The 26,949-nt window shown below is 68.5% G+C and carries 22 protein-coding genes; 11 read left to right on the top strand and 11 right to left on the bottom strand.

Going from position 1 to position 26,949, the window contains the following annotated elements; genetic code table 11:
• Window positions 1-1,500: a glycosyltransferase family 87 protein gene (locus IE263_RS02325; RefSeq protein ID WP_373311838.1), complete on the bottom strand. Its 1,500-nt coding sequence runs from the start codon at window positions 1,498-1,500 to the stop codon at window positions 1-3.
• Between the two features lie 130 nt (window positions 1,501-1,630).
• On the bottom strand, window positions 1,631-4,309 hold the full coding sequence (locus IE263_RS02320; protein WP_189931584.1) for a transglycosylase domain-containing protein: 2,679 nt from the start codon (window positions 4,307-4,309) through the stop codon (window positions 1,631-1,633).
• A gap of 385 nt (window positions 4,310-4,694) precedes the next feature.
• Here IE263_RS02320 and IE263_RS02315 point away from each other — a divergent pair, with 385 nt between their 5' ends.
• The 4 genes from IE263_RS02315 to IE263_RS02300 all read left to right on the top strand — a co-directional run bounded on the left by IE263_RS02315 (window position 4,695) and on the right by IE263_RS02300 (window position 8,492).
• Window positions 4,695-5,375 carry a PadR family transcriptional regulator gene (locus IE263_RS02315; RefSeq protein ID WP_189931582.1) on the top strand — a complete coding sequence of 227 codons (681 nt, stop codon included), beginning with the start codon at window positions 4,695-4,697 and terminating at the stop codon, window positions 5,373-5,375.
• A 44-nt stretch (window positions 5,376-5,419) separates the two neighbouring features.
• A complete protein-coding gene (locus IE263_RS02310) occupies window positions 5,420-6,502 on the top strand; it encodes an inositol-3-phosphate synthase (protein ID WP_189931579.1) in 1,083 nt (360 codons plus the stop codon).
• Between the two features lie 90 nt (window positions 6,503-6,592).
• A complete protein-coding gene (locus IE263_RS02305) occupies window positions 6,593-7,855 on the top strand; it encodes an MFS transporter (protein ID WP_189931577.1) in 1,263 nt (420 codons plus the stop codon).
• Window positions 7,856-7,979: 124 nt separating this feature from the next.
• Entirely contained in the window at window positions 7,980-8,492 is a 513-nt protein-coding gene (locus IE263_RS02300) for an LppU/SCO3897 family protein (protein ID WP_189931575.1), read from the top strand.
• Window positions 8,493-8,596: 104 nt separating this feature from the next.
• Here IE263_RS02300 and IE263_RS02295 read toward each other — a convergent pair whose 3' ends face one another.
• Entirely contained in the window at window positions 8,597-10,063 is a 1,467-nt protein-coding gene (locus IE263_RS02295; protein ID WP_189931572.1) for a CCA tRNA nucleotidyltransferase, read from the bottom strand.
• A gap of 258 nt (window positions 10,064-10,321) precedes the next feature.
• Here IE263_RS02295 and IE263_RS02290 point away from each other — a divergent pair, with 258 nt between their 5' ends.
• From IE263_RS02290 to trxA, 7 genes are all read left to right on the top strand, one after another.
• Window positions 10,322-12,712, top strand: a complete 2,391-nt coding sequence (locus IE263_RS02290) for a DUF6049 family protein (RefSeq protein WP_189931570.1) — start codon at window positions 10,322-10,324, stop codon at window positions 12,710-12,712.
• A 44-nt stretch (window positions 12,713-12,756) separates the two neighbouring features.
• Window positions 12,757-15,033, top strand: a complete 2,277-nt coding sequence (murJ, locus tag IE263_RS02285) for a murein biosynthesis integral membrane protein MurJ (protein WP_189931568.1) — start codon at window positions 12,757-12,759, stop codon at window positions 15,031-15,033.
• Between the two features lie 138 nt (window positions 15,034-15,171).
• Window positions 15,172-16,893 (top strand): protein kinase family protein, encoded by a 1,722-nt coding sequence (locus tag IE263_RS02280; RefSeq protein WP_189931566.1) that lies wholly within the window; start codon window positions 15,172-15,174, stop codon window positions 16,891-16,893.
• Between the two features lie 27 nt (window positions 16,894-16,920).
• The gene (gene sigM / locus IE263_RS02275; protein WP_189931564.1) at window positions 16,921-17,646 is read left to right on the top strand and encodes an RNA polymerase sigma factor SigM; all 726 of its coding nucleotides are present in this window, start codon (window positions 16,921-16,923) and stop codon (window positions 17,644-17,646) included.
• The gene (locus IE263_RS02270) at window positions 17,643-18,557 is read left to right on the top strand and encodes an anti-sigma factor family protein (protein ID WP_189931562.1); all 915 of its coding nucleotides are present in this window, start codon (window positions 17,643-17,645) and stop codon (window positions 18,555-18,557) included. Before sigM ends, IE263_RS02270 begins: the two co-directional genes overlap by 4 nt.
• A gap of 192 nt (window positions 18,558-18,749) precedes the next feature.
• Window positions 18,750-19,718 (top strand): thioredoxin-disulfide reductase, encoded by a 969-nt coding sequence (trxB, locus tag IE263_RS02265; protein ID WP_189931560.1) that lies wholly within the window; start codon window positions 18,750-18,752, stop codon window positions 19,716-19,718.
• 42 nt (window positions 19,719-19,760) lie between these two features.
• Complete coding sequence (trxA, locus tag IE263_RS02260; RefSeq protein ID WP_189931557.1) at window positions 19,761-20,090, top strand: thioredoxin; 330 nt, start codon at window positions 19,761-19,763, stop codon at window positions 20,088-20,090.
• Between the two features lie 129 nt (window positions 20,091-20,219).
• On the opposite strand, the gene IE263_RS02255 is transcribed toward trxA, so the two are convergent.
• From IE263_RS02255 to rnpA, 8 genes are all read right to left on the bottom strand, one after another.
• Window positions 20,220-20,837 (bottom strand): GNAT family N-acetyltransferase, encoded by a 618-nt coding sequence (locus tag IE263_RS02255; protein WP_189931555.1) that lies wholly within the window; start codon window positions 20,835-20,837, stop codon window positions 20,220-20,222.
• Between the two features lie 327 nt (window positions 20,838-21,164).
• Window positions 21,165-22,265 (bottom strand): ParB/RepB/Spo0J family partition protein, encoded by a 1,101-nt coding sequence (locus tag IE263_RS02250; protein WP_189931553.1) that lies wholly within the window; start codon window positions 22,263-22,265, stop codon window positions 21,165-21,167.
• A complete protein-coding gene (locus tag IE263_RS02245; protein ID WP_189932022.1) occupies window positions 22,262-23,332 on the bottom strand; it encodes a ParA family protein in 1,071 nt (356 codons plus the stop codon). The genes IE263_RS02250 and IE263_RS02245 overlap by 4 nt, the downstream gene beginning before the upstream one ends.
• Before the next feature lie 265 nt (window positions 23,333-23,597).
• Window positions 23,598-24,314, bottom strand: coding sequence for a 16S rRNA (guanine(527)-N(7))-methyltransferase RsmG (gene rsmG / locus IE263_RS02240; RefSeq protein WP_189931550.1), 717 nt, complete (start codon window positions 24,312-24,314; stop codon window positions 23,598-23,600).
• A gap of 118 nt (window positions 24,315-24,432) precedes the next feature.
• The gene (locus IE263_RS02235; protein WP_189931548.1) at window positions 24,433-24,945 is read right to left on the bottom strand and encodes a Jag family protein; all 513 of its coding nucleotides are present in this window, start codon (window positions 24,943-24,945) and stop codon (window positions 24,433-24,435) included.
• A 15-nt stretch (window positions 24,946-24,960) separates the two neighbouring features.
• Window positions 24,961-26,220: a membrane protein insertase YidC gene (gene yidC / locus IE263_RS02230; protein WP_189931546.1), complete on the bottom strand. Its 1,260-nt coding sequence runs from the start codon at window positions 26,218-26,220 to the stop codon at window positions 24,961-24,963.
• A gap of 3 nt (window positions 26,221-26,223) precedes the next feature.
• Window positions 26,224-26,577: a membrane protein insertion efficiency factor YidD gene (gene yidD / locus IE263_RS02225; RefSeq protein WP_189931544.1), complete on the bottom strand. Its 354-nt coding sequence runs from the start codon at window positions 26,575-26,577 to the stop codon at window positions 26,224-26,226.
• Entirely contained in the window at window positions 26,574-26,945 is a 372-nt protein-coding gene (gene rnpA, locus IE263_RS02220) for a ribonuclease P protein component (protein ID WP_189931542.1), read from the bottom strand. The genes yidD and rnpA overlap by 4 nt, the downstream gene beginning before the upstream one ends.
• Window positions 26,946-26,949 lie beyond the last annotated feature (4 nt).

Raw genomic sequence — 26,949 nt, 5'->3', positions numbered from 1 at the left:
TCAGGGCGAACCGTCGGTCGCGCCTTGCTTGCCCCACTCCACCTGCGGCCCGTCGAACTGCGTCGCGTGCTCGGGGGGATGGGCCGCCGCGCCGAGGACGAAGACGTCCTCCGCGCCGTCGAGCACACCGCCCGAGGGATCGTCGTCGCCAGCCTGTCGCACCACGTCCCGTTCCGGCATCAGGATGTCCCGTACGACCATGACGCACAGATACAGCGTGCCCAGCAGGTGGACGCCGATGGCCCAGTGATAGCCGTCGGTCGGCAGACCCTTGTGGGCGTCTCCACTGGTGGTGTACGCGAGGTACATCCAGATCCCCAGGAAGTACGCCACCTCGCATACCTGCCAGATCAGGAAGTCACGCCACTTCGGCCGGGCCAGCGCCGCCAGCGGGACCAGCCACAGGACGTACTGCGGCGAGTAGACCTTGTTGGTGAGGATGAAGGCCGCCACCACCAGGAAGGCGAGTTGGGCGAAGCGGGGGCGGCGCGGAGCGGTGAGCGTCAGCCCCGCGACACCCACGAAGCACACCACCACCAGGAGCGTGGCCAGGGTGTTGACGCTGTCGGTGGTGAGGGGATCGCTGGAGTTCTGGGCGAGGATCAGCCAGAAGGAGCCGAAGTCGACGCCCCGTTCCTGGCTGAACGTGTAGAACTTCGACCAGCCCTCGAAGGCGAAGAGCATCACCGGCAGGTTCACCACCAGCCAGGCGGTGAGGGCACCGCCCACGGCGGTGACGAAGGCCCGCCACTTCCCGGCCCGCCAGCACAGCACGAACAGCGGCCCGAGCAGGAAGACGGGGTAGAGCTTGGCGGCCGTGGCGAGCCCCAGCAGGACTCCGAAGGCGAGCGACCGGCCCCGCGACCACATCAGCATCGCCGCGGCCGTCAGAGCGACCGCCAGCAAGTCCCAGTTGATGGTGGCGGTCAGCGCGAAAGCGGGCGCCAGGGCGACCAGCAGGCCGTCCCAGGGACGCCGGGCGTGCGTGCGGGTCACGCAGACGGCGATGACGGCCGCGCACGCCATCAGCATCCCGGCATTGACCATCCAGTACCACTGCTCCTGGTCCTGGATGCTGCCGCTGCCCGGTGTCAGCCAGCTGGCGACCTCCATGAACACACCGGTGAGCACCGGGTATTCGAGGTACTCCATGTCACCGGAGAGCTTGTCGAAGTACGGCACGAGCCCATCGGCGAACCCGCGCCCCTGGTAGAGGTGCGGGATGTCCGAGTAACAGGCGTGCGTGTACTGCGAGCTGGCGCCGAAGAACCAGGCACCGTTGTAGCAGGGCGCCTTCTGGACCAGTCCGAGGGCGAACATCCCGATCGCCACGAGCGCGATGACCCGTACGGGAGTCAGCCAGGACGTCCCGGTCAGGGCCCGCCGTCCGAGGGGACCGCCGATGAGCTCACTGCCGGCGGCGGCGATCTCGTCGTCCCTGGTAGGCCGTACCGGATCCGGCTCGTGGAGGCGCTCTGGCGTCGATTCTGCACTGGGCATGGGCCTCATCCTGCCGTACGGACCTAGGAAAACGCCGAGGGCCGCCCCACCTGGTGCGGTGGGACGGCCCTCGTTTCACGTGAAACATCCGCATGTTTCACGTGAAACACCCGTGTCGGGCGATGGGCGGCTAACCGGTCTCGCCTCCGAAGAAGCCTCCACCGTTGCCGTTGCCGTTGCTGTTGTCGTCCGACTCTGTGGGCGTCGGCGACGGACTGATCTCGCCCGTGCCGCCGTCCGCGCCCCCGCTGTTCGCGCCGCCCGTGGCGTCCTGGCAGTCGAAGAAGTTGGTGCACGACTCGCTCGGGGAGGGAGACGGCTCGGTGACCGTCTCGCTGGGCGTCGGGGACGGCGAGGGGCTCTCCTCCTCGCTCTCGGTGACCGACGGAGTGGGAGACGGGAGCGGGTCCTCATTGAGGACCTCACCGATGGGCTCAGGGGTCGGGAAGTCCTCCACCGGCAGGCCCTTCATCGCGTCTTCCATGTAGTCGTGCCAGATCTCCGCCGGGAACGAGGCACCGTGGATCTTCTCCTGGCCACCCGTGCCGAACATCTCCAGGAAGCTGCGGTTCTTGTTCGACTCGTCGTCGTCCAACCGGAACATGGTGATCGCGGTCGACAGCTGCGGCGTGTAGCCGACGAACCAGGCCGACTTGTTGCCGTCGGTGGTACCGGTCTTTCCGGCCACATCACGGCCGTCCAGCTGCGCGGCGGTACCCGTGCCCTTCTCGACCACGGTCTTCAGGACGTCCGTGACGTTGTCGGCGACCTTCGAGGTGAACGCCTGCTTCGTCGCGGCCTTGTGCGTGTACATCACGCCGTCCTTGCTCTTGACCTGCTGGACGGAGTACGGCTCCCGCTGCTTGCCGCTGGCCGCGAAGGTGGCGTAGGCACCCGCCATCCGGATCGCGCTCGGGTCGGAGATGCCGATCGAGAACGACGGGAAGGTGGTACCGGCGAGAGTGCTGTCCTTCACCCCGGCGTTGACGGCGGCTTCCCTCACCTTGTCCAGGCCGACGTCCATGCCGAGCTGCACGAAGGCGGAGTTCACCGACTCGCGCATCGCCTCCCGCAGGTCGATCTTGAAGTTGGGCGGACTGCCGTAGGAGGCCTGGCCGTCATTGGTCTGCAGCCACTCCTCGCCCTTCTCGTTCTTCCAGATCGTCCCGTCGTAGTCCCTGATCTTGAGCTTGTTCTTACCGCTGAACAGGCTCTTGGGGGAGACGATGGTGCGCTCGTCCTGGGCCTGTGACGAGCCCAGCTCGGGGTTACGGACGCCCCAGGTCATCGCAGCCGCGAGGACGAACGGCTTGAAGGTCGAGCCCACCTGGGCACCGGTCTGGTCGGCATTGTTGGTGAAGTGCTTGGTCGCGTCCTCACCGCCGTAGATCGCCTCGATGGCGCCGGTCTCCGGGTTCACGGACGCGCCGCCGAACTGGACGTGCGTGTCCGTGTCGGGGCGCTCCTTGGGCTTGATGTTGGCCTTCTGGACCTTCGTGACAGCCGCGGTGAGCTCGTTGACCTTCTTCTTGTCGAAGGTCGTGTAGATCGAGTAGCCGCCCTGCCTCAGCTTGTCCTCAGTGATCCCGGTTTCCTTGCTGTGGGTGACCACGTAGCTGTTGGCGAGGTCGACGAGATAGCCGGTCTGGCCGCTCAGCTGGGTGTTGGAGCGCGGGTTCTTCCACTTGGGGAGCGTGGTGTACTTGGCCCGCTCCACGGGGTCCAGGTGCTTGTACTCGACCATTTTGTTGAGCGTGTCCTGCATCTGGCGCAGGGCCCGCCTGCTGTTGTCCTCCGGCCTCGCGGACGGGTCGATGGACACCGCGCCCGCGGGGTCGTAATACGTGGGGCCCTTCAGCATGGCAGCCAGGAAGGCGCACTCGCCCGGGTTCAGCTTGATGGCGTCCTTGTCGAAGTACGCGCGAGCGGCGGCCTGGATCCCGTAGGCGTTGCGCCCGTAGTACGAGGAGTTCAGGTAGCCGGCCATGATGTCGTCCTTGTCGACCTCGGCCCCCACCTTGATGGCGACGAAGATCTCCTTGAACTTCCGGGAGATCGTCTGGGACTGGTCGTTCAGCATGGCGTTCTTGACGTACTGCTGGGTGATGGTCGAGCCACCCTGCGTCTGGCCGCCCCGGGCCATGTTGAAGACGGCGCGGGCGATGCCCTTGGGGTCGATGCCGCTGTCCTGGTAGAAGGTCTTGTTCTCCTGGGAGATCACTGCATTGCGCATCGCCTCGGGGATCTGGGAGAGGTCGATGATCTGGCGGTTCGTCTCACCACCGGTGGCAACCATCTGGCTGCCGTCCTTCCAGTAGTAGACGTTGTTCTGCGCCTCGGCCGTCTCGTCGACCTTCGGGACGCCCACCATGGCGTAGCCGATGCCCGCCACGGCCACCAGGCTGCCGACGAAACCGACGAACAGGCCGGCGACGAGCTTCCAGGAGGGCACCCAGCGGCGCCAGCCGTCCTTGTAGGCGCGCGGGTAGTCGATCAGGCGCTTCCCGCCGGGTGCGGGGCGTCCCCTGCCCCGGCCGGGGGGACCGGACGAGCCGCCACGGCGGCCACCTGTCGGGTCGGCCGCTCTGCGCCGGCCACCCTGTGCCGCGCGCCGGGACTCGGCGCGGCCGCCGGGCGACCGCTCCTCGCCTCCCAACCCGTAGAAACCCGACCCGTACGAGTCGGAAGGAGACCCGGTGGCGCCTCGCGGTGCCGCACGGCGGCCGGAGGACGAGCCGGACTGGCCGCGCCGGGCCGCGGCACGTCCGCCTCCCTGCGGCTGCGGCGGTTTGCGACGGTGCTCGCTCATCGAACGACTACTCCTCGGGCAGGCGCATCCGTGCGCGCCTGGAAACGGCGGCTGGTTTCCTATCCCCCCGAAGTACGGATGCGGTCGGTCGCGCATTCACCCGTACGGAACCGGGGACCTCGACGCCCCCCGGCGTCACGCGAGTCCCGGTGGTCTGCATGGCGCACAGACTACGCACCGCCAAAACCCACCGAGCTCCGAAGTTCACCCCAAACCTGACAAATCGCTTGTGATGAATCGGTGATGTGATCCCGTTCACCATGCCCGCTCTTGTTCCGCCCGGAAGGCCGTTCTATCGTCGTGATGTATCGAGTCGATACATCAGCGCGACATACAACCGTCAGGGCACCCGTCACCACGGGTCGTGGCAGAGAGGAGGCGATCTATGAGCCGGCGTTCCGGGATCCTCGAGTTCGCCGTACTCGGCCTGCTCCGCGAGTCCCCGATGCACGGCTATGAGCTGCGCAAACGACTCAATACGTCACTGGGTGTGTTCCGTGCGTTCAGCTACGGCACGCTCTACCCCTGTCTCAAGACGCTGGTCGCCAACGGCTGGTTGATCGAAGAGGCGGGGAACAGTCCGGAGGACGCCCTGACCGCTCCTCTCACGGGCCGCCGCGCCAAGATCGTCTATCGGCTGACGGCGGAAGGTAAGGAGCACTTCGAGGAGCTGCTCTCGCAGACGGGGCCCGACGCGTACGAGGACGAGCACTTCGCAGCTCGTTTCGCCTTCTTCGGGCAGACCTCGCGCGACGTCCGTATGCGAGTCCTCGAAGGCCGCCGCAGCCGGCTGGAGGAGCGCCTGGAGAAGATGCGCGCCTCCCTGGCGCGCACCCGGGAGCGCCTCGACGACTACACGCTTGAGCTCCAGCGCCACGGGATGGAGTCCGTGGAGCGCGAAGTGCGCTGGCTGAACGAGCTCATCGAGAGCGAGCGGGCCGGACGGGACCTGAGGGGTCCCACCGGGGGGTCCGCTCAGCAGGACACCACATCTGGAGCGACGGGCGGCCTGCCCCGTCCCGGGGACGCCCCCGGGACGGATACGCCCGACGACACCGCCACGTGAGCGCCCACTCAGGGCCTCACTCGTACACACAGGGAGCAACCGGAATGGGTTCGGTTCGCGTAGCCATCGTCGGCGTGGGCAACTGCGCCGCATCGCTGGTGCAGGGCGTGGAGTACTACAAGGACGCCGACCCGGCGTCCAAGGTCCCGGGCCTGATGCACGTGCAGTTCGGCGACTACCACGTCCGTGACGTCGAGTTCGTCGCCGCGTTCGACGTGGACGCGAAGAAGGTCGGCCTCGACCTCGCGGACGCCATCGGCGCGTCCGAGAACAACACCATCAAGATCTGCGACGTGCCCACCACCGGTGTCACGGTCCAGCGCGGCCACACCTTCGACGGCCTCGGCAAGTACTACCGCCAGACCATCGAGGAGTCCGCCGAGGAGCCGGTCGACGTCGTCCAGGTCCTCAAGGACAAGAAGGTCGACGTCCTCGTCTGCTACCTGCCCGTCGGCTCCGAGGACGCGGCGAAGTTCTACGCCCAGTGCGCCATCGACGCCAAGGTCGCCTTCGTCAACGCCCTCCCGGTCTTCATCGCCGGCACCAAGGAGTGGGCGGACAAGTTCACCGAGGCGGGCGTCCCGATCGTCGGTGACGACATCAAGTCGCAGGTCGGCGCCACCATCACGCACCGCGTCATGGCGAAGCTGTTCGAGGACCGCGGCGTCATCCTGGACCGCACGATGCAGCTGAACGTCGGCGGCAACATGGACTTCAAGAACATGCTCGAGCGCGAGCGCCTGGAGTCCAAGAAGATCTCCAAGACGCAGGCCGTCACCTCCCAGATCCCGGACCGGGACCTCGGTGAGAAGAACGTCCACATCGGTCCGTCCGACTACGTCGCCTGGCTCGACGACCGCAAGTGGGCCTACGTCCGTCTCGAGGGCCGCGCCTTCGGTGACGTCCCGCTGAACCTGGAGTACAAGCTCGAGGTCTGGGACTCCCCGAACTCCGCGGGTGTCATCATCGACGCCCTGCGCGCCGCGAAGATCGCCAAGGACCGCGGCATCGGCGGCCCGATCCTGTCGGCGTCGAGCTACTTCATGAAGTCCCCGCCGGTCCAGTACTTCGACGACGAGGCCCGCGAGAACGTCGAGAAGTTCATCAAGGGTGAGGTCGAGCGCTAAAGCTCGTCGCTGAGTCGCTCCTGCCAGGGCTGAAGAGGGTCCCCGGGTCGCAATGACCGGGGGCCCTCTCCGTATGTGAGGCTGTGCCCCATGGCCGTCGTCCGCGATCTGCGCGTCCTGCTGCGTTTCGGCAACTTCCGGCGCCTGCTCGCCGTACGGCTGCTCTCGCAGTGCGCTGACGGTGTCTACCAGGTCGCGCTCGCCACGTACGTCGTCTTCTCCCCGGAGAAACAGACCTCGGCCGCCGCGATCGCCTCCGCGATGGCGGTCCTGCTGCTGCCCTACTCCCTGGTCGGCCCGTTCGCCGGCGTCCTGCTGGACCGCTGGCGCCGCCGCCAGGTCTTCCTCTACGGCAACCTGCTGCGCGCCCTGCTGGCCTCGGTGACGGCCGTCCTGATGCTCAGCCATGTCCCCGACTGGCTCTTCTACGTCTCCGCGCTGTGCGTCACCGCGGTCAATCGCTTCGTCCTCGCGGGCCTGTCGGCCGCGCTTCCGCGCGTGGTCGACGCCGAGCGTCTGGTGATGGCCAACTCCCTCTCCCCGACCGCCGGGACACTGGCCGCGACCGCGGGCGGCGGCCTCGCCTTCGGCGTACGGCTGGTGGTCGCGGACTCCGACGCGGCCGTCGTCCTGCTGGGCGCGGCCCTGTACCTGTGCGGGGCGCTCGCGTCGCTGCGCATCGCGCGGGAACTGCTGGGGCCCGACCCGGCGTTGGTGCAGCCCCGACTCACCACAGCGCTCACCGGAACCGCCCGCGACCTGGTGGCGGGCGTACGGCATCTCGCCGAGCCCTCCCGCCGGGAAGCCGCCTGGGCGCTCGGCGCGATGACGCTCATGCGGTTCTGCTACGGCGCCCTGCTGGTCATGCTGCTGATGCTGTGCCGATACGCCCTGACCTCCGACCCCGACGACGGACTCGCCCTGCTGGGGCTGGCGTTGGTCATCTCCGGCGCCGGTTTCTTCGCGGCGGCCGTCGTGACGCCGTGGGCGGTGCAACGGCTCGGGTCGGGCCGCTGGATCGTCGTGTGTGCCGCGGCCGCCGCCGTCCTGGAACCCGCCCTCGGTCTCCCGTTCGCCGCAGCTCCCCTGCTGGTCGCGACGTTCGTCCTCGGTCTGACCACTCAAGGGGCGAAGATCGCCACGGACACGATCGTGCAGTCCTCGGTCGACGACGGCTTCCGCGGCCGGATCTTCTCCGTCTACGACGTGCTCTTCAACGTCGCCTTCGTCGGCGCCGCAGCGGTCGCCGCGCTGATGCTGCCACCGGACGGCCGTTCAGTGACCCTGGTGATCACGGTCGCCGTGACCTACGGAGCGGTTGCTACGGCTATGGCCCGCTTTGAGCGCCGATAAGTGTCACATCAAGGCCACAGAGCCACTCCTGGCTACAGGCTTGTCAGTGGGGGCCGATAACTTACGTGGGTCTTACGCGCTCCTTATGCGCGCACTCAGCCATGCTTTTCTAGGGGGACCCCAAGTGACGACTCCGCCGCCCCAGGGCCAGAACCCGTTCGCCCAGGGCCAGCAGCCCTACGGCCAGCCCCAGGCTCAGGCCCCGTATCCGCCCCAGGGCGGCTACCCGCAGCAGCCCGGCCAGCCGGGCTTCCCCCCGCAGGGCGCGGCTCCGTACGCGCCGGTTCCGCCGCAGCAGCCCCGCCGCAAGGTCAGCTTCAAGACGATCAAGAACATCCTGTTCGTCGTGGCCGTCGCCGCCATGGCCGTCATCGGCTACATCACCAGCCAGGACGACGCCAAGCGGGCCGAGGTCGGCGACTGCCTGAAGTCTCCGTCGTCGTCGGCTTCCGACGACGTCCTGGAGGTCGTGGACTGCTCCTCGTCCGGCGCAGAGGTCAAGGTCCTCAAGAAGGTCAAGGGCCACTACACGGAGCTCACCGCCGAGACGGAGTGCCGCAAGGTCAGCGGGGCCACCAGCTACTACGCCGAGACGGGCGACGGCGACGAGTTCCTGCTGTGCCTCGTCGACGTCTGACCTGACCCAACTGCTTCGAGGGGCGGTGTTTCACGTGAAACACCGCCCCTCGGCGTATCCGGGTGGGGCATGTTTCACGTGAAACATGCCCCCGTTTCACGGCCTCAGCTCTGCTCGGCCCACCACTCCTTGAGCGCCGCCACCGCCGCGTCGTACTCCATCGGCCCGTTCTCCAGCCGCAGCTCCAGCAGGTGCTTGTACGCCTTGCCGACGACGGGACCGGGACCGACGCCCAGGATCTCCATGATCTGGTTGCCGTCGAGGTCGGGACGGATCGCGTCCAGCTCCTCCTGCTCCTTCAGCTGAGCGATGCGCTCCTCCAGCCCGTCGTAGGCGCGCGAGAGTGCGGCTGCCTTGCGCTTGTTCCGCGTCGTGCAGTCCGACCGGGTCAGCTTGTGGAGACGCTCGAGGAGCGGTCCCGCGTCCCGCACATAGCGGCGAACAGCGGAGTCGGTCCACTCACCGGTGCCGTACCCGTGGAAGCGCAGGTGGAGTTCGACGAGGCGCGAGACGTCCTTCACCAGCTCGTTGGAGTACTTCAACCCCGTCATGCGCTTCTTCGTCATCTTCGCTCCGACCACTTCGTGGTGATGGAACGAGACCCGGCCGTCCTTCTCGAAGCGGCGGGTCCGCGGCTTGCCGATGTCGTGCAGCAGCGCAGCAAGACGGAGGGTGAGGTCGGGGCCGTTCTCCTCCAGCGCGATCGCCTGCTCCAGGACGATCAGCGTGTGCTCGTAGACGTCCTTGTGCCGGTGGTGCTCGTCGCTCTCCAGCCGCAGAGCGGGCAGCTCCGGCAGAACATGCTTGGCGAGACCGGTTTCGACGAGCAGCGTCAGGCCCTTGCGCGGGTGTGCGGACAGGATCAGCTTGTTCAGCTCGTCCCGGATCCGCTCGGCGGAGACGATCTCCAGGCGGCCGGCCATCTCCGTCATCGCCGTGACGACCTCGGGGGCGACCTCGAAGTCGAGCTGGGCGGCGAAGCGGGCGGCACGCATCATCCGCAGCGGGTCGTCCGAGAAGGACTCCTCGGGCGTGCCCGGGGTCCGCAGCACACGCGCCGCGAGGTCCTCGAGGCCGCCGTGCGGGTCGATGAACTCCTTCTCCGGCAGCGCCACGGCCATCGCGTTCACGGTGAAGTCACGCCGGACGAGGTCCTGCTCGATGGAGTCGCCGTACGACACCTCAGGCTTGCGCGAGGTCCGGTCGTAGGCCTCCGACCGGTAGGTCGTCACCTCGATCTGAAAGCGCCTGTCAACGTCACCGACGCGGGCATCCTTCTGCGCCCCGACGGTGCCGAAGGCGATCCCGACCTCCCACACGGCGTCCGCCCAGGGCCGGACGATCTTCAGGACGTCCTCGGGGCGGGCGTCCGTCGTGAAGTCGAGGTCGTTGCCGAGCCGGCCGAGCAGCGCGTCCCGGACCGAGCCGCCGACCAGGGCGAGGGAGAACCCGGCCTCCCGGAAGCGGCGGGCGAGGTCGTCGGCGACAGGGGCGACCCGCAGGAGTTCACTCACCGCGCGGTGCTGCACCTGGCTCAGGACACTGAGGTTGTCTTCGTTGGCGTTCGGCACAACAGAAGAGGGTACGTGGCCCGGCGAGCCGCGGGCGCGTCGATTAAGGCGGGCGGACACCTGCCCCGATAGCGGCCCAAGATCAGCGCTCGTGACGTACGCAGGCGCTCCTCTTTATAGATACACATAGAGGGCAGTACCGACAGTCCCCCCTGATCTTGTGGAGCAGTCCGCGGCACTTACCCTCAGCGCGCATCGTTACCATGCGTGGACGCACATTCCGACGACCACTGACGACGACGAGGGACGGACGAACGCGTGGCCGAGGCGGCAGACACCCCGGGGATGACTCCCTCACCTGCCCGCCGGTGGCTGCGGCGCACCGGAGCACTGCTCGCGGGAGCGCCTCTGCTGGCCGGTCTGCTCCAGCTGCCCACCTCCTCGGCGCAAGCCGTCGGCCAGGCCTCCGCCAAGGAAGCCTCCGGCGCGGGCACGGTGGCCGTCGCCGTCGACTCGCTCACCCCCAGCGCCCCGACCGACGGCGACACCCTGACCGTGTCCGGCACGGTGACCAACAACGGCAAGCAGGCGGTCACCGACGCGCACGTGGATCTCCGGGTGGGCGACGAGCTGACGACCCGCTCGGCGATCGACAGCGCGGCCAAGCGGGCCGACGATCTCTCCGGCCCCTTGGGGGACGCGGTGGGCGGCAAGTACATCGCCAAGTTCGCCCGGCTCACGCCGGGCGTCGCCCAGCACTTCAGCATCTCCGTACCGGTCGACGAGCTCGACCTGGGGGACGGCGGGGTCTACCCCGTGGGCGTCTCCCTCTGGGGCGAGACCGCCGCGAAGCCGTGGGAGCAGGTGATGGGCGTCCAGCGGACGTTCCTGCCGTGGCAGCCCGAGGAGGCGGACACCGCGACGAAGACGACCGTGCTGTGGCCGCTGGTCTCCACGGTCCACATGACGGCGGAGACCGGTTCCAACGAGCAGCAGACGCCTGTCTTCCTCAATGACGACCTCGCCGAGGAGATCTCGCCCGGCGGCCGCCTCGACCAGCTGGTGAGCCTGGGCAAGGCACTCGACGTCACCTGGGTGATCGACCCGGACCTGCTGGCTTCCGTCGACGCCATGGCCGGCCGCTACGACGTACGGAGCGGCAACGGCAGCACCACCATGGCCGGCACCCACCAGGCGGTCGCCAAGCAGTGGCTCGACGAGCTGCAGCAGGCGGTCCAGGGCAAGGAGGTCGTGGCGCTGCCCTTCGCCGACCCGGACCTGGCCTCTCTCGCCCACAACGGCACCGGTGTCACCGGCTCGCTCAGCCAGCTCAAGGCGGCCACCGACGTCGCCGCCACCACGGTGGAGACGGTGCTCCACGTCACCCCGAGCACCGACTTCGCCTGGCCGGTGGAGGGCGCCGTCGACCCGTCGATCGTGAAGGTCGCCACCTCCGCCGGCGCCGACAAGGTGATCGCACGCAGCGACAGCCTGGAGGAGACCGGCGACCTGTCGTACACACCCTCCGCGGCGCGCCCCATCGGCGGCGGCACCACGGCGGTGGTCGCGGACACACGGCTGTCGACGGCGTTCCAGGACGATCTGACGAAGGCCTCCGCGTCCACGCTCGCCGTCCAGGAGTTCCTCGCGCAGAGCCTGGCGCTGAATTTGCAGACGGGCAAGCAGCGCAGCATCGTCGTCGCCCCGCAGCGGATGCCGACCGCGAGCCAGGCCCAGGCCCTGGCCGAGGCGGTCACCGCCCTCCAGGGCGGCACCTGGTCGCAGACCCAGCAGCTCGCGGCGGCCGCCACGGCCAAGCCCGACCCCGGCGCCACCACGAAGGTGCCGTCGCGGTCGAAGTACCCATCCTCGCTGGCCAAGCAGGAGCTGCCCCGATCGGCCTTCCAGGAGATCGCGGCCACGCAGGACAAGCTGGACAACTTCACGGTGATCCTCACCGACGAGTCCCGGGTGGTGACCCCCTTCGGGCGGGCGATCAACCGAGAGATGTCCGCGTCGTGGCGGGGCCGGACCACCGCGGCGAGCTCCTTCCGCCGGGGCGTGCAGGAGCACATCGACACCCTCGCCGCCCAGGTCAAGCTGATCGAGAAGTCGGAGACCAAGCTCTCCGGGCGCAGCGCCACGATCCCCGTGACCGTGCAGAACAACCTGGTGCAGGGCGTCGACCACCTGGTGTTGCGACTCACCTCCACGAACGAGACCCGTCTCGAGATCGGCGGCCACAGCTTCGACGAGCAGCCCATCACGGTCTCCGGCGGGCACAGCACGACGGTGAAGTTCACCACGTCCGCCAACGTCAACGGCCAGACGACAGTGGTCGCCCAGCTGTACACCGAGGACGGCCGGCCATACGGTGCACCGGTCACGTTCGACGTGAAGGTCACCGAAATCACGGCCACCGTCATGCTGGTCATCGGCGGCGGTGTCCTGCTCCTGGTGCTGGCCGGCTTCCGTATGTACACCCAGCGCAAGCGTGCCGCGGCCCGCGAGGTTGAGGAGGATGCTCACGACGAGGCGGGCGAGGCCGTCGGCACCCCGGTGGCCTCTCAGGGTTCCGAGGACCGTCTCACCGAAGAATCCGGTGCCCGGTCGGGGGCAGACGACCCGGTGCAGCCGAGTGACGAGAGCCCGGACACCGCAGCGGAAAGCGCCGACCCGTCCGGGACGGGTGAGAGAGTGGACCGTTGAGGATGTCGTGGCCGGTGGGCCCGGGACGATGAGGTGGGGTAACCATGAACGCGCCGTACGACGGTGACCGCGGCCAGGCCGCGGGCAGCTCGGGCTACCCCGAGGGTCCGCCGCCCGAGCACGGCCAGGTGCCGCCGCAGCACCCCGCGGACATGTACCTCCAGGACGCCTACAGCCAGGACCCCTACCGGTCCCAGGACCTCACCGCGCAGGACCCGGTCGCCGAGGCGCTCTACGACCGCGCCGCGCACCCCCCGCCGCCCCCGGGCACGTACCAGCCGCAGCAGCCGCTGTACGGCCAGCCGCAGCAGTCCCCGTACGCCCCCGACCCGCGGGTGTGGGCCCAGACGCCACCGCCCGAGCCGGAGGGCCCGACCCAGTACCTGCCGTACGGCGACGATCCGCGTACGACCCAGTTCGTGGGCGTGGACGACCTCGTCAGCCACTCCGGCGAGGAGCGGCACGAGCCCGACGCCTTCGCGCACCTCTTCCGGGACCAGCAGCAGGGCGGCGTCCATGCGCCGACGCAGCACCCGGCGGTGCCGGGGCCGACCCCGGCACCGGGCGGCGAGGAAGCCGCGTCGCACTACCAGGCGCCGCAGTACCAGACGCCGGCGCAGTACGAGGCTCCGGCCGCCGAGCCCACCGCCCCGGAACCGGCCCCCGCCCCCGCGCCCGCCGCGAAGAAGGGCGGGCGGGCCGCCGGCCTGCTGAAGTCCAGCGCTGTGATGGCGGCGGGCACGATGGTCTCGCGCCTCACCGGCTTCATCCGCTCCGCGCTGATCGTCTCGGCGCTCGGCGTCGGCCTGCTCGGTGACACCTTCCAGGTCGCCTACCAGCTGCCGACGATGATCTACATCCTGACGGTCGGCGGTGGCCTCAACTCCGTCTTCGTGCCGCAGCTCGTGCGGGCCATGAAGGAGGACGAGGACGGCGGGGAGGCGTACGCCAACCGGCTGCTGACGCTGGTCATGGTGGCGCTGGGCGTGCTCACGGTCGCCGCGATCGCCGCGGCTCCCGTCCTGATCCGCCTCCTGTCCGACTCGGTGGCCAGCGACGCGGCGGCCAACGAGGTCGGCATCACCTTCGTCCGCTACTTCCTGCCCTCGATCTTCTTCATGGGCATCCACGTCGTGATGGGGCAGATCCTCAACGCGCGCGGCAAGTTCGGCGCAATGATGTGGACGCCGGTCCTGAACAACATCGTCATCATCGTGACGCTGGGCATGTTCATGTGGGTCTACGGCACCGCCGCAGACTCCGGCATGAAGGTCACGACCATCCCTCCGGAGGGCCAGCGGCTCCTTGGCATCGGCGTGCTGCTCGGCCTGGTCGTACAGGCCCTGGCGATGATTCCCTACCTGCGCGAGACCGGCTTCCGGCTGCGGCTGCGCTTCGACTGGAAGGGGCACGGCCTCGGCAAGGCCGTGACACTCGCCAAGTGGACCTTCCTGTTCGTCCTCGCCAACCAGGCCGGCGCGATCGTCGTCTCCCAGCTGTCCACCGCGGCCGGCAAGGACTCGCCCGTCGACGGCACCGGCTTCGCCGCCTACGCCAACGCCCAGCTGATCTGGGGCCTCCCGCAGGCCATCATCACCGTCTCCCTGATGGCCGCCCTGCTGCCCCGCCTCTCCCGCTCGGCGGCCGAGGGCGACGGCGGCGCGGTCCGCGACGACATCTCCCAGGGCCTGCGCACCACGGCCGTCGCGATCGTGCCCATCGCGTTCGGGTTCCTCGCACTCGGCATCCCGATGTGCACCCTGATCTTCGGTTCCTCGGGTACCAGCGAGGCCACCAACATGGGCTTCATGCTGATGGCCTTCGGCCTCGGCCTGATCCCGTACTCCGTGCAGTACGTCGTCCTGCGCGCCTTCTACGCCTACGAGGACACCCGCACCCCCTTCTACAACACGGTCATCGTGGCCGCGGTCAACGCCGGCGCCTCGGCGGTCTGCTACTTCGTGCTCGACCCGCGCTGGGCCGTGGTCGGCATGGCCGCCTCCTACGGCCTGGCCTACGCGATCGGCGTCGGCGTCGCCTGGAACCGGCTGCGCAAGCGGCTCGGCGGCGACCTCGACGGCTCCCGCGTCCTGCGGACGTACGCACGGCTGGGCATCGCCTCCGTGCCGGCCGCCCTGCTCAGCGGCGCCGCCTGCTACGGCATCGGCCACAGCCTCGGCCAGGGCGTCCTCGGCTCCTTCGCCGCGCTGCTCGTCGGCGGGGCCGTTCTGCTCGGCATCTTCTACGTCGCCGCCCGCCGCATGCGCATCGAGGAGCTCAACTCGCTCGTGGGCATGGTGCGCGGACGCCTGGGTCGCTGAAGCGGGGGGTAGGCGCACAACCATCGTCCGCCGCCGCGTGTCGTGCATAGCGGCGGACTGTGGGCACAATTGGTTTCGGCGTCGGACGGCGCGCACGACGTCGGACGGCGCGCAATGGATGGGGAGGCAGGGACGACGGTGGCGGAACGGAGTACGGCTGCCGTCGACGTGGCAGACAACAGCGGTGACGAGCCGCTGACCGCACAGGCGGACCAGTCCACGGCCGACGGGGTGGCCAAGAACCGGGAGCGGGACACGGACAGCGACGAGGCACAGGGGAGTGGGGGGACGGAGCGTCCCGGGAAGGCCTCGGCGCCGGAACTGCACAGCGGGCACAAGCTCGCCAGACGCTACCGCCTCGAGGACTGTGTCACCCGTCTGGACGGTTTCAGCAGTTGGCGCGCGGTCGACGAGAAACTCCGTCGCGCCGTCGGCGTCCACGTCCTGCCCGCCGATCACACCCGGGCCCGTTCCGTGCTGGCCGCGGCCCGTTCCTCCGCGCTGCTCGGCGACCCCCGCTTCGTCCAGGTCCTGGACGCCGTCGAGGAGAACGACCTCGTCTACGTCGTCCACGAGTGGCTGCCCGACGCCACCGAGCTGACCACACTCCTCGCCGCCGGGCCGCTGGAGCCCCACGACGCCTACCAGATGGTCAGCCAGATCGCCTCCGCCATGGCTGCCGCCCACCGCGAGGGCCTCGCACATCTGCGCCTGAACCCCAACGCCGTGCTGCGCACCTCCACGGGCCAGTGGCGCATCCGCGGTCTCGCCGTGAACGCCGCGCTGCGCGGCATCGGCTCCGACACACCCCAGCGCACCGACACCGAAGCGATCGGCGCCCTCCTGTACGCGGCGCTCACCCAGCGCTGGCCGTACGAGAGCGACGCCTACGGTCTGTCCGGACTGCCCAAGGACATCGGGCTGATCGCTCCCGACCAGGTGCGGGCCGGCATCCACCGGGGCCTGTCGGAACTCGCCATGCGTGCCCTCGTCAACGACGGGGCGACCGCCTCGCGGCACGAAGCCGCGTGCACCACGCCCGAGGAGCTCGTGAAGGCGATCGGCGAGATGCCGCGCATCCGCCCGCCGGAGCCCACGTTCACCGCTCCCCCGGAGTACCAGCGCACGACGTACCAGCAGGGCACCTACGGCCGCCCTGCCCCGCATCCGGGCGTCACCCAGCCCGTGCCGACCCCGCCGCCGCCGCTGCAGAGCCGGACCGGCAAGGCACTGAAGTGGGCGGTCTCCGCCCTGCTCATCACCGCTCTCGGGCTGGGCAGCTGGCAGCTGGCGGACGCCCTGATGGACCAGGGCAACAAGTCCGAGGACACCAACCAGACGCAGACGACGGACGGCGGCGACAAGAACACTCCGGCGCCCAAGCCGGTCAGGACGCTCCCCATTGAGGACGCCGCCGAGTACTACCCCGACGGCAACCCCCAGCATCCCGACGACGTGAGCAAGACCTACGACGGCGACACGTCCACCGGCTGGCGTACCAGCAGCTTCCTGGACGGTCCCAAGCTGGTGATAAAGCCCGGCGTCGGCATCGTCTACGACCTCGGCTCCGCCAAGGAAGTATCGGCCGCGACGCTCTCTCTGCGGTACGGCGGCAACCACACGGCGGTCGAGCTGTACGCGACGGACTCCCCCAGTTCGTCCACACCGCTGAGTTCCATGAAGGAGCTCGGCAAGGTGACGACGAGCAGCACCTCCGCGAAGGTGACCGTCGGCAAGCCGGTGAAGAGCCGGTACGTCCTGGTCTGGCTGACGGCGCTGCCGTACTCCGGTGACGACCCCGCCAACTACAGCAACCGGGGCTACAAGCAGGCCATCACCGAAGTGAAGTTCACGGGCTGAGGTCTCAGCAGAGGGGGAGGGGGTCCGATGGCAGAAGGCACCGCCTATGGCGACGCAAGCGATCAGGATCTACTCGCCCGTCATGTGGAGGGCGACCCCGACGCCTTCGGTGAGCTCGTACGGCGCCACCGCGACCGACTGTGGGCGGTGGCCCTGCGGACCTTGGGAGACCGCGAGGAGGCCGCTGACGCGGTCCAGGACGCCCTCGTGTCCGCGTATCGGGCCGCCCACACCTTCCGGGGCCAGTCCGCCGTCACGACGTGGCTGCACCGCATTACGGTGAACGCCTGCCTGGATCGGGCCCGGAAAGCGGCTTCCCGCAAGACCTCACCGGTCGACGACACCGAGCGTCTGGAGCAGCTGCTGGAGCCGCACGAGTCGGCCTCGGCCCCTGCGGAGCGCGCCGATCTGCACCGCCAGCTCCTCGAGGCGCTGGGCACGCTCCCGCCCGACCAGCGCGCCGCACTCGTCCTGGTGGACATGCAGGGCTACCCCGTCGCCGAGGCCGCCCGGATGCTCGACGTGCCGACCGGGACGGTGAAGAGCCGCTGTGCCCGGGGCAGAGCCAAGCTGCTGCCGCTGCTCACCCATCTCCGACCGGAAAACACCGGCGAAGAGAGACAAAGCATGGCGGGACGGAACCAGGCGCAGGGGACATCCGTCCCACCCGCAGCGGCGCCTCAGGACGAGGGACCGGACGGCGCCGGGACGGGCGATTCAACTGCTGTGAAGGGCGGAGGTGGGCGAGCGTGACATCGACGACAGACACGACCGGGCACCCGGACGTCGCGGAGATCTCCGACCTCACCGAGGGAATCCTTCCGCCCTCCCGCAGCGCCGATGTGCGTCGGCATCTCGACGTGTGCGAGCTCTGCGCGGACGTTCACGCCTCGCTGGAGGAGATCCGTGGTCTCCTGGGCACGCTGCCCGGGCCGCAGCGTATGCCGGACGACGTCGCCCACCGCCTCGACGCCGCGCTCGCCGCCGAGGCCCTGCTGCATGCCACGACACCGGAGACCGCGGCCGCTGCGAAGAACGCCACGGTGTCCGAGCCCGAATCCGACACGGACCGCGCAGCGCACGTTTCACGTGAAACATCGACAGCAACGGCCCGCCCCACCGGGCACGCCCGCAGCTCCACCACCGGCCCGGGCCGCAAGGAACGCAAGCGGAGTGGGCGCCGCAAGGTCGCCGTCCTGGGGACCGTCTTCGCTGTCGCCGCACTGGGGCTCGGCTCGGCCCTGGTGTCGTCACTGACGGACGACGGGGGATCCGGCACCTCGGCGCACCAGACGAAGTCCACCGCCGTCGACACCTTCGCCGACAGCACCCTGGAGCAGCAGGTCGCGGATCTCCTCGCCAAGGCGCAGGACTCCGAGAGCTCGGACAGCTTGGGGATACAGAGCGCTCCCGGAACCCCCACCACCAAGGTCTTCAAGGAACCGACGGTCCCGCCCTGCGTCCAGAAGGGGATCGGCCAGAGCGACGCGGCCCTCGCCATCGAAGAGGGCACGTACGAGGGGAAGGACGCGCTGCTCGTCGTGCTGCCCGATCCTTCAGACAGCGCCCGCGTCAACGCCTATCTCATGGATGCAACCTGTAAGGAGCATCCGTCGGTCGGCCCGGCCAAGGTCCTTCTGAAGGACTCCTACACACGCCACTGACAGCTCGGATCCTCACACCACTGGCAGCTCAGGCTTCGTCTCCGTCCTGCGTGGTATCCCGTACGGTGTCGGCCCCTCCGTGTGCCCGGACACAGCGGGAATGCACGCCCCTTAGGATCCGTTGGGTGGGGTGAGAGTTCAGAGAAGCTCCCACCGGTCGAACGACGCAGACCAGAGACGAGGAATCTAGCCGTGAGCGACGTCCGTAACGTGATCATCATCGGCTCCGGGCCCGCCGGCTACACGGCGGCGCTGTACACCGCGCGAGCGTCGCTGAAGCCGCTGGTATTCGAAGGGGCAGTCACCGCGGGCGGCGCGCTGATGAACACGACCGAGGTGGAGAACTTCCCCGGCTTCCAGGACGGCATCATGGGCCCCGAGCTCATGGACAACATGCGCGCCCAGGCCGAGCGGTTCGGCGCCGAACTCGTTCCGGACGACATCGTCTCAGTCGATCTCTCCGGTGAGATCAAGACTGTCACGGACACCGCCGGCACCGTCCACCAGGCCAAGGCCGTCATCGTCGCCACCGGCTCGCAGCACCGCAAGCTCGGCCTGCCGAACGAGGACGCCCTCTCCGGCCGTGGCGTCTCGTGGTGCGCCACGTGCGACGGCTTCTTCTTCAAGGACCAGGACATCGCCGTGATCGGCGGCGGCGACACCGCGATGGAGGAGGCCACGTTCCTCTCGCGCTTCGCCAAGTCCGTGACGATCGTCCACCGCCGGGACACCCTGCGCGCCTCCAAGGCGATGCAGGAGCGCGCCTTCGCCGACCCGAAGATCAAGTTCGTCTGGGACAGCGAGGTCGCCGAGATCCAGGGCGACCAGAAGCTGGCCGGCCTGAAGCTGCGGAACCTCAAGACCGGTGAGCTCTCCGACCTGCCGGTGACCGGTCTGTTCATCGCGATCGGCCACGACCCGCGCACCGAACTCTTCAAGGGTCATCTCGACCTGGACGAGGAGGGCTACCTGAAGGTCGCCGCGCCCTCCACCCGGACGAACCTGACCGGTGTCTTCGCTGCCGGTGACGTGGTCGACCACACTTACCGCCAGGCGATCACCGCGGCCGGTACGGGCTGCTCCGCCGCTCTCGACGCCGAGCGCTTCCTCGCCGCCCTCGCGGACGAGGAGCAGGCCGAGCCCGAGAAGACCGCCGTCTGACCCTCCTCCCGCCCCACCGCACACCAGTTAAAGGAGCCCGCCGTGGCCGACCTGAAGAACGTGACCGACGACTCCTTCGAGCAGGACGTCCTCAAGAGCGACAAGCCCGTCCTGGTGGACTTCTGGGCCGCCTGGTGCGGTCCGTGCCGCCAGATTGCTCCGTCCCTCGAGGCGATCGCCAACGAGTACGGCGACAAGATCGAGGTCGTCAAGCTCAACATTGACGAGAACCCGGGTACGGCTGCCAAGTACGGCGTCATGTCCATCCCGACCCTGAACGTCTACCAGAACGGCGAGGTCGCCAAGACCATCGTCGGCGCCAAGCCGAAGGCCGCGATCGTCCGCGACCTCGAGGACTTCATCGCTGAGTGACGTTCTGAGCCGTCGCTGCGGCGGCCGATGTTTCACGTGAAACACGAATGGGCCAGCCCGGAAGGGCTGGCCCATTCGTATGCCCCGAAAGCTCGGGCCGGCGCTCTTCAAGCGACCGCACAACACCACTCACAGCGGTCGCAGCGCCGGCTCCTTCTGTACCGCCCCCAGCAGCCGGTCGAGCGCCATCTCCACGTCTTCCTTCCAGGAGAGCGTGGTCCGCAGCTCCAGCCTCAGCCGAGGGTGGGAGTGATGAGGCCGCACCGTCTTGAAGCCCACCGCCAGGAGATGGTCGGCGGGCAGCACACAGGCCGGCTCCTTCCAGCGGGCGTCGCCGAACGCCTCGATCGCCTTGAATCCCCGGCGCAGCAGATCCTTGGCGACCGTCTGCACCATCACCCGGCCGAGCCCCTGGCCCTGATACCCCGGCATGATGAACGCCGTCATCAGTTGCACCGCGTCCGGAGACACCGGGCTGGTGGGGAACGCCGTCGAGCGAGGCACATACGCGGGCGGGGCATAGAGCACGAAGCCCACGGGGACGTCGTCGACATAGACAACCCGGCCGCAGGAACCCCAATCCAGAAGGACGGCGGAGATCCAGGCCTCCTTCTCGAGGGCCGCCGTGCCCGCTCTTACCGCGGCCTCACCGCTGACAGGGTCCAATTCCCAGAAGACGCACGAGCGGCAGCGCTGGGGAAGTTCTTGAAGGTTGTCCAGCGTGAGCGGTACGAGCCGGCGCCCCATGAAGGCTGTTCCTCGCTTCCTTCGCTCGCAGCGTCGCGAGCGGCTGTCAGAGCACTCCGTTCCCTGAGCAGGCTGCCGACGAAGCCTCCCACCGCGCCCAGCCCCAGTCCCGCACTCACCAGTCCGGCCCGGCTCATCGTTCGCATGGCCCCCGCCTCCCACTCCGAGGTGCTGCCAGGTGGTGTGCCATACCCGAACGCATCGTATCCACCATGCGATTCCATCGATACCGCATGAAAGCAAAGAGCGAGCCGTGTTCCGGTACACATCGGACACGGCCCGCTCTTGCGATCGGCCGGGGCGGGAGCTCCCCGGCCGCTGGACGGCTCAGCCTTCTGTTTCCTCGGAATCGCCTTCCACAAGGCCCTTCTGGAGGACGGGGCCTTCGCCGGGGGCAAGCGTGTCAAGGATGCGTTCGAGGTCCTCCATGGAGGCGAACTCGACGGTGATCTTCCCCTTCTTCTGCCCGAGGTCGACCTTCACGCGCGTCTCGAAGCGGTCGGAGAGCCTCGTGGCGAGGTCGGACAGTGCCGGGGAGACGCGGCCCCCGGCACGAGGTCCCTTGGAGCGCTGCGGCGTCTGCGGCCGGGAGCCCATGAGGGTCACGATCTCCTCGACGGCCCGCACCGAGAGTCCCTCAGCCACGATCCGATGGGCCAGCCGGTCCTGCTCCTCCGAGTCGTCGACGGAAAGCAGTGCCCGGGCGTGGCCGGCGGAGAGAACACCGGCAGCGACACGGCGCTGGACCGCCGGCGAAAGCTTCAGCAGACGCAGGGTGTTGGAGACCTGCGGGCGGGACCGGCCGATGCGGTCCGCCAGCTGGTCGTGCGTGCAGTTGAAGTCCTTCAGCAGCTGGTCGTAGGCGGCCGCCTCCTCTAGCGGGTTCAGCTGGGCCCGGTGGAGGTTCTCCAGGAGGGCGTCCAGGAGCAGCTTCTCGTCCTCCGTGGCCCGCACGATGGCGGGGATCGCCTCCAGGCCTGCCTCGCGGCAGGCCCGCCAGCGCCGCTCACCCATGATGAGCTCGTACCGCGCAGGACCGAGTTGCCGGACAACGACCGGCTGCAGAAGACCGACTTCCTTGATGGAAGTGATCAGCTCCTGCAGCGCGTCCTCGTCGAAGACCTCACGCGGCTGGCGGGGGTTCGGTGTGATCGCATCGAGGGGGATCTCGGCGAAGTGAGCGCCCAGGGGAGAAGAGGGCGTCTCCACGGCGCCGATCGCCGACGGTTCCTCTGTTTCACGTGAAACAGAGGGCAGCGTCGCCACCTTCGCCGCGGCCACCCCGCGGTCGGACGTCAGCAGCGGGACCGCTGCAGGGGACGTGGACGCCCCGCCTCCCACCGGGGCCGAAGCCGGCGACTTCTCGGTCGGGGCAGCAGGGATCAGTGCACCGAGACCACGCCCCAGCCCCCTCCGTCGCTCACTCACTGAATCCCCTCCATGCTCGGGTTGTTCTGTACGCCGATATGGGCGTGGGTGGCGTCGTAGCTGACGCCAACGCCCTTCAGCGCGATCTCACGTGCCGCCTCAAGGTAGGAGAGGGCACCACTCGATCCAGGATCGTAAGTCAGCACCGTCTGCCCATAGCTCGGCGCCTCGGAGATACGGACCGAGCGGGGAATGCTCGTCCGCAGCACCTCGTCACCGAAGTGGGTGCGCACCTCCTCCGCGACCTGCGACGCAAGGCGCGTCCGGCCGTCGTACATGGTGAGCAGGATGGTCGACACATGCAGTGCGGGGTTGAGGTGCCCCCGCACCAGGTCGACGTTGCGCAGCAGCTGGCCCAGCCCCTCCAGCGCGTAGTACTCGCACTGAATCGGGATGAGGACTTCCTGGCCCGCCACCAGCGCGTTGACCGTCAGCAGGCCGAGTGAGGGCGGGCAGTCGATGAGGATGTAGTCCAGCGGCTGCTCGTAGGCCTGGATCGCTCGCTGCAGTCGGCTTTCGCGCGCCACCAGGGACACCAGCTCGATCTCCGCACCGGCGAGATCGATCGTGGCGGGAGCGCAGAAGAGGCCCTCGACATCGGGAACCGGCTGAACGACTTCCGCGAGCGGGCGGCTCTCGACCAACACGTCGTAGATGGACGGGACTTCGGCGTGATGGTCGATCCCCAAGGCAGTGGACGCGTTGCCCTGCGGGTCGAGGTCGATCACCAGAACACGGCCACCATGCAGGGCCAGGGAAGCGGCAAGATTGACGGTCGTCGTCGTCTTGCCCACGCCTCCCTTCTGGTTGGCGACCACGATGACACGGGTCTGCTCGGGCCGCGGCAGGCCCTCGCCGGCGCGGCCCAGAGCCTCCACCGCCAGTTGGGCAGCACGACCGATCGGAGTGTCGTCCATCGGAGGCGGTGTTTCACGTGAAACATCCTCCCCCATCGACTCGGTACGGGGACCGGGGACCGGATCGGTCATCGGTCCCGCGATGTTGGCGTCGGACCGCAAGGATTCACTCTCCTCGACTTCAGGCTCGCAATGAACAGAGCCTCCCATGTCTTCGGGGTCGCGAACCAGTGAGGCCTGTTGTTCTGTGGAGAAATCCACCTCTGTGGACAACTCCGGTCCCTTGTCGAGTGAGCCGAGAGGCTTCCGCTCGCGGGGTTCGGCCGCGGCGCGGCCCCGACTGATGATGCCGTGCAGCAGTGAGCGACGTTTCACGTGAAACACGATGCACAGCGCCCACGGCCGAACTGTCGCGACACTCCGTCGCGCGTGGGTTTGGCACCTTGTGTGGAGTACGGCTGGTCTCCAGGCCGAATCAGCGGCGGCGCCGTGCGCGTCCCGTCCGGGCCGCCTTGGCCCGCTTGGCCGCGAATCGCACACCGCCAGGGCTTTCCCCGACCTCGACTCGCACCACTGTGGAGGGTGGATCGACCACGCCCTCTCCGACGTGAAGGATCGAGGTACCGACCGCGCCCAGCTTGCTCAGCGCGGTGGCCGCGCTCTTCAGCTCCTCCTCAGCGGTGTCGCCCTTGAGCGCGAGCATCTCACCGTAGGGACGCAGCAACGGGATGCCCCAGGTGGCCAGGCGGTCCAGCGGTGCCACGGCACGGGCGGTCACGACGTGGACCGGCGGCAGCTTGCCCATGACCTCCTCGGCGCGGCCGCGGACAACGGTCACATGATCCAGGCCGAGGAGCTCGACGACCTCGGTCAAAAAGTTGGTGCGCCGAAGAAGCGGCTCCAGCAGGGTGATCTTCAGGTCCTCACGTACGAGCGCCAGGGGAATACCGGGCAGGCCGGCACCGGAGCCGACGTCGCACACCGTCACCCCCTCGGGCACGACCTCGGAGAGCACCGCGCAGTTCAGCAGGTGCCGCTCCCAGAGTCGTGGCACCTCCCGCGGACCGATGAGCCCACGCTGCACACCTGCCTCGGCCAGGAGCTCGGCGTACCGGACCGCATCCGCGAAGCGATCACCGAATACCTCGCGTGCCTGCTCGGGCGCAGGGGGGAGCTCCGCTGCCTCCGTCACGGGGACCGTCCTTCCGTACCGCATCGACGCGCTGAGCGCCGACCACCAGAACTACCAGGCTGACAAAGACCGGCCCCGCCTGCGCAACAGACGGGGCCGGAGGAACGTACGTACCGAATCAGTCGGGGAGCACGACGACGAAGCGCTGCGGCTCCTCGCCCTCGGACTCGCTGCGCAGGCCGGCCGCCTTGACCGCGTCGTGGACGACCTTGCGCTCGAAGGGGGTCATCGGCTTCAGCTTCACCGGCTCGCCGCTGTTCTTCGCGTCGGCCGCGGCCTTGGCGCCCAGCTCGGAGAGCTCGGTGCGCTTCTTGGCGCGGTAGCCCGCGATGTCCAGCATCAGCCGGCTGCGGTCGCCGGTCTCCCGGTGCACGGCCAGGCGCGTCAGCTCCTGCAGTGCCTCCAGCACCTCGCCGTCCCGGCCGACCAGCTTCTGCAGATCACGGCTGGCCGTGTCGCTGATGATCGACACAGAGGCACGGTCGGCCTCGACGTCCATGTCGATGTCGCCGTCGAGATCGGCGATGTCCAGCAGACCCTCGAGGTAGTCCGCCGCGATCTCGCCCTCCTGCTCCAGGCGGGTCAGGGTGTCTGCACCCTCGGCGGCGGCGGAGGTGGTGCCTTCCGTCACGGGATGGGCTCCTTCTTACTTCTTGGACGGGGACTTGGGGCGCTGCGGGCCACCCTTGCGCTGCCCGGACTGGGCCTTGCTGCGGCCGCCGGAGCCGGACTTCGGCTTGGCGGAGCCGGCGGGCTTGGTGTCCTGCGGCTCGTCGGACTTGCTCAGCGAGATGGTCTCGCCGGCCGCCTTCGGGCTTCCGGACTGGCGCTGGGCCTTGCTCTGGCGCTTGGGCTGCTGACGCTTGCCCGCAGCCGTCGTGGGCGCGCCGTCCTCGGTCAGGGTGGCGGTCTGGGCCTCGCCCTTCACCACGGTGCCGTCGGCCTGGGCCGCGAGGCCCGCCTTGTTCAGGCCGTTGATGAACTTGCGCTCGTACTCGTTGCGGTCCCGGCCCTTGGCCACGATGGCCTTGACGATGGCCTTCTCGCCTCGGCCGCGCGTCTTACCGTGGTGCGTGACCCGCTTGTGCAGGCGCTCCAGGTAGGAGGCCTGGGCCTTGGAACCCGGGGTCGGGTTGTTGTGGATGACGTACATCTGCTGGCCCATGGTCCACACGTTGGTGGTCAACCAGTAGACGAGGACACCGACCGGGAAGTTGATGCCGAAGACGGCGAACATGATGGGGAAGACGTACATCAGCATCTTCTGCTGCTGCATGAACGGCGTCTTCACGGTGGTGTCGACGTTCTTCGTCATCAGCTGGCGCTGTGTGTAGAACTGCGACGCCGACATCAGGACGATCATGACCGCGGTGACGATGCGGACGCTGGTGAGCGAGGCGTCGAGAGCTACGACGTCCGACGAGCTGTCGGTGAACTTCGCGGCCAGCGGAGCGCCGAAGATGTGCGCCTTCTGCGCGCTCTCCAGCAGGCTCTGGTTGATCACACCGATGGTGTCACCGTTCGCGATGCTGTTGAGCACGTGGTACAGAGCGAAGAAGAACGGGGACTGCGCCAGGATGGGAAGGCACGAGGAGAGCGGGTTGGTGCCCGTCTCCTTGTACAGCTTCATCATCTCTTCCGACTGGCGCTGCCGGTCGTTCTTGTAGCGCTCCTGGATCTTCTTCATCTCCGGCTGGAGCGTCTGCATCGCCCGCGTCGCCTTGATCTGCTTCACGAAGAGCGGGATCAGGCAGATACGGATCACGATCACCAGGGACACGATGGACAGGCCCCAGGCCCACCCGGTGTCAGGGCCGAAGATCGCGCCGTACACCGTGTGGAACTGGACGATGACCCAGGAGACAGGTGTCGTGATGAAACTGAAGAGGCTTGCAATCGTGTCCACTAATCATGCTCCTTGGGCATGGGACGGGGTCTCTGCGGCCGGGCTCGAAGGACGATTCTCCTCGGTGGCCGTTTCGGCGGCGGAGGGCCCGCCCTTGCGTGCGCGCCAGGCGTCGCGCAGCATCTCGTGCCACCGCGGGCGCTTGCGCGGCGGAACATGATCAACGCCTCCCAGCGACCACGGGTTGCACCGCAGGATGCGCCAGGCGGTGAGAGCCGTTCCCTTGATCGCACCGTGCCGGTCGATGGCCGTGTAGCCGTAGTGGGAGCACGACGGGTAGTACTTGCACACCGGCCCGAGCAGCGGACTGATCGTCCACTGGTAGAGCTTGATCAGGGCCAGCAGCGGGTACTTCATCGCGCGCCCCCTCCCAGCAGCCGTTGAAGGGCGGCATCAAGGTCTTGGACCAGCTGTGCGTGGTCGGCGTCACCCGCACCGGGCAGCGCCCGTACGACTACCAGGCTACCGGGGGGCAACTGGGCGACTCGATCGCGCATCAGATGGCGCAGTCTGCGTTTCACCGCGTTGCGCACGACCGCACCACCCACAGCCTTGCTCACGACGAAACCCGCACGCGTCGGGGGAGCGCTCTCCCCAGGCGCGTGCGGGTCCGTGGCACCGCTTCGAAGGTGGACGACGAGAGTCGGGCGTCCGGCCCGACGGCCCCGTCGTACCGCGGTCGCGAAGTCCTCGCGCCGCCTCAGCCGGTTCTCGGTGGGCAGCACGACG

It is taken from the genome of Streptomyces aurantiogriseus (genome assembly GCF_014649375.1).
Taxonomy (GTDB): Bacteria; Actinomycetota; Actinomycetes; order Streptomycetales; family Streptomycetaceae; genus Streptomyces; species Streptomyces aurantiogriseus.
The sequence above is the reverse complement of the archived record's forward strand: the minus strand, read 5'-3'. Positions and strand labels throughout refer to the sequence as shown.

Coding starts and splice junctions, on each gene's coding strand:
- IE263_RS02245 (WP_189932022.1), bottom strand. CDS start 23,332: ATGGGAGGCTCTGTTCATTGCGAGCCTGAAGTCGAGGAGAGTGAATCC.
- sigM (WP_189931564.1), top strand. CDS start 16,921: ATGGCAGAAGGCACCGCCTATGGCGACGCAAGCGATCAGGATCTACTC.
- IE263_RS02320 (WP_189931584.1), bottom strand. CDS start 4,309: ATGAGCGAGCACCGTCGCAAACCGCCGCAGCCGCAGGGAGGCGGACGT.
- IE263_RS02310 (WP_189931579.1), top strand. CDS start 5,420: ATGGGTTCGGTTCGCGTAGCCATCGTCGGCGTGGGCAACTGCGCCGCA.
- yidD (WP_189931544.1), bottom strand. CDS start 26,577: ATGAAGTACCCGCTGCTGGCCCTGATCAAGCTCTACCAGTGGACGATC.
- murJ (WP_189931568.1), top strand. CDS start 12,757: ATGAACGCGCCGTACGACGGTGACCGCGGCCAGGCCGCGGGCAGCTCG.
- IE263_RS02305 (WP_189931577.1), top strand. CDS start 6,593: ATGGCCGTCGTCCGCGATCTGCGCGTCCTGCTGCGTTTCGGCAACTTC.
- IE263_RS02315 (WP_189931582.1), top strand. CDS start 4,695: ATGAGCCGGCGTTCCGGGATCCTCGAGTTCGCCGTACTCGGCCTGCTC.
- IE263_RS02255 (WP_189931555.1), bottom strand. CDS start 20,837: ATGGGGCGCCGGCTCGTACCGCTCACGCTGGACAACCTTCAAGAACTT.
- IE263_RS02325 (WP_373311838.1), bottom strand. CDS start 1,500: ATGCCCAGTGCAGAATCGACGCCAGAGCGCCTCCACGAGCCGGATCCG.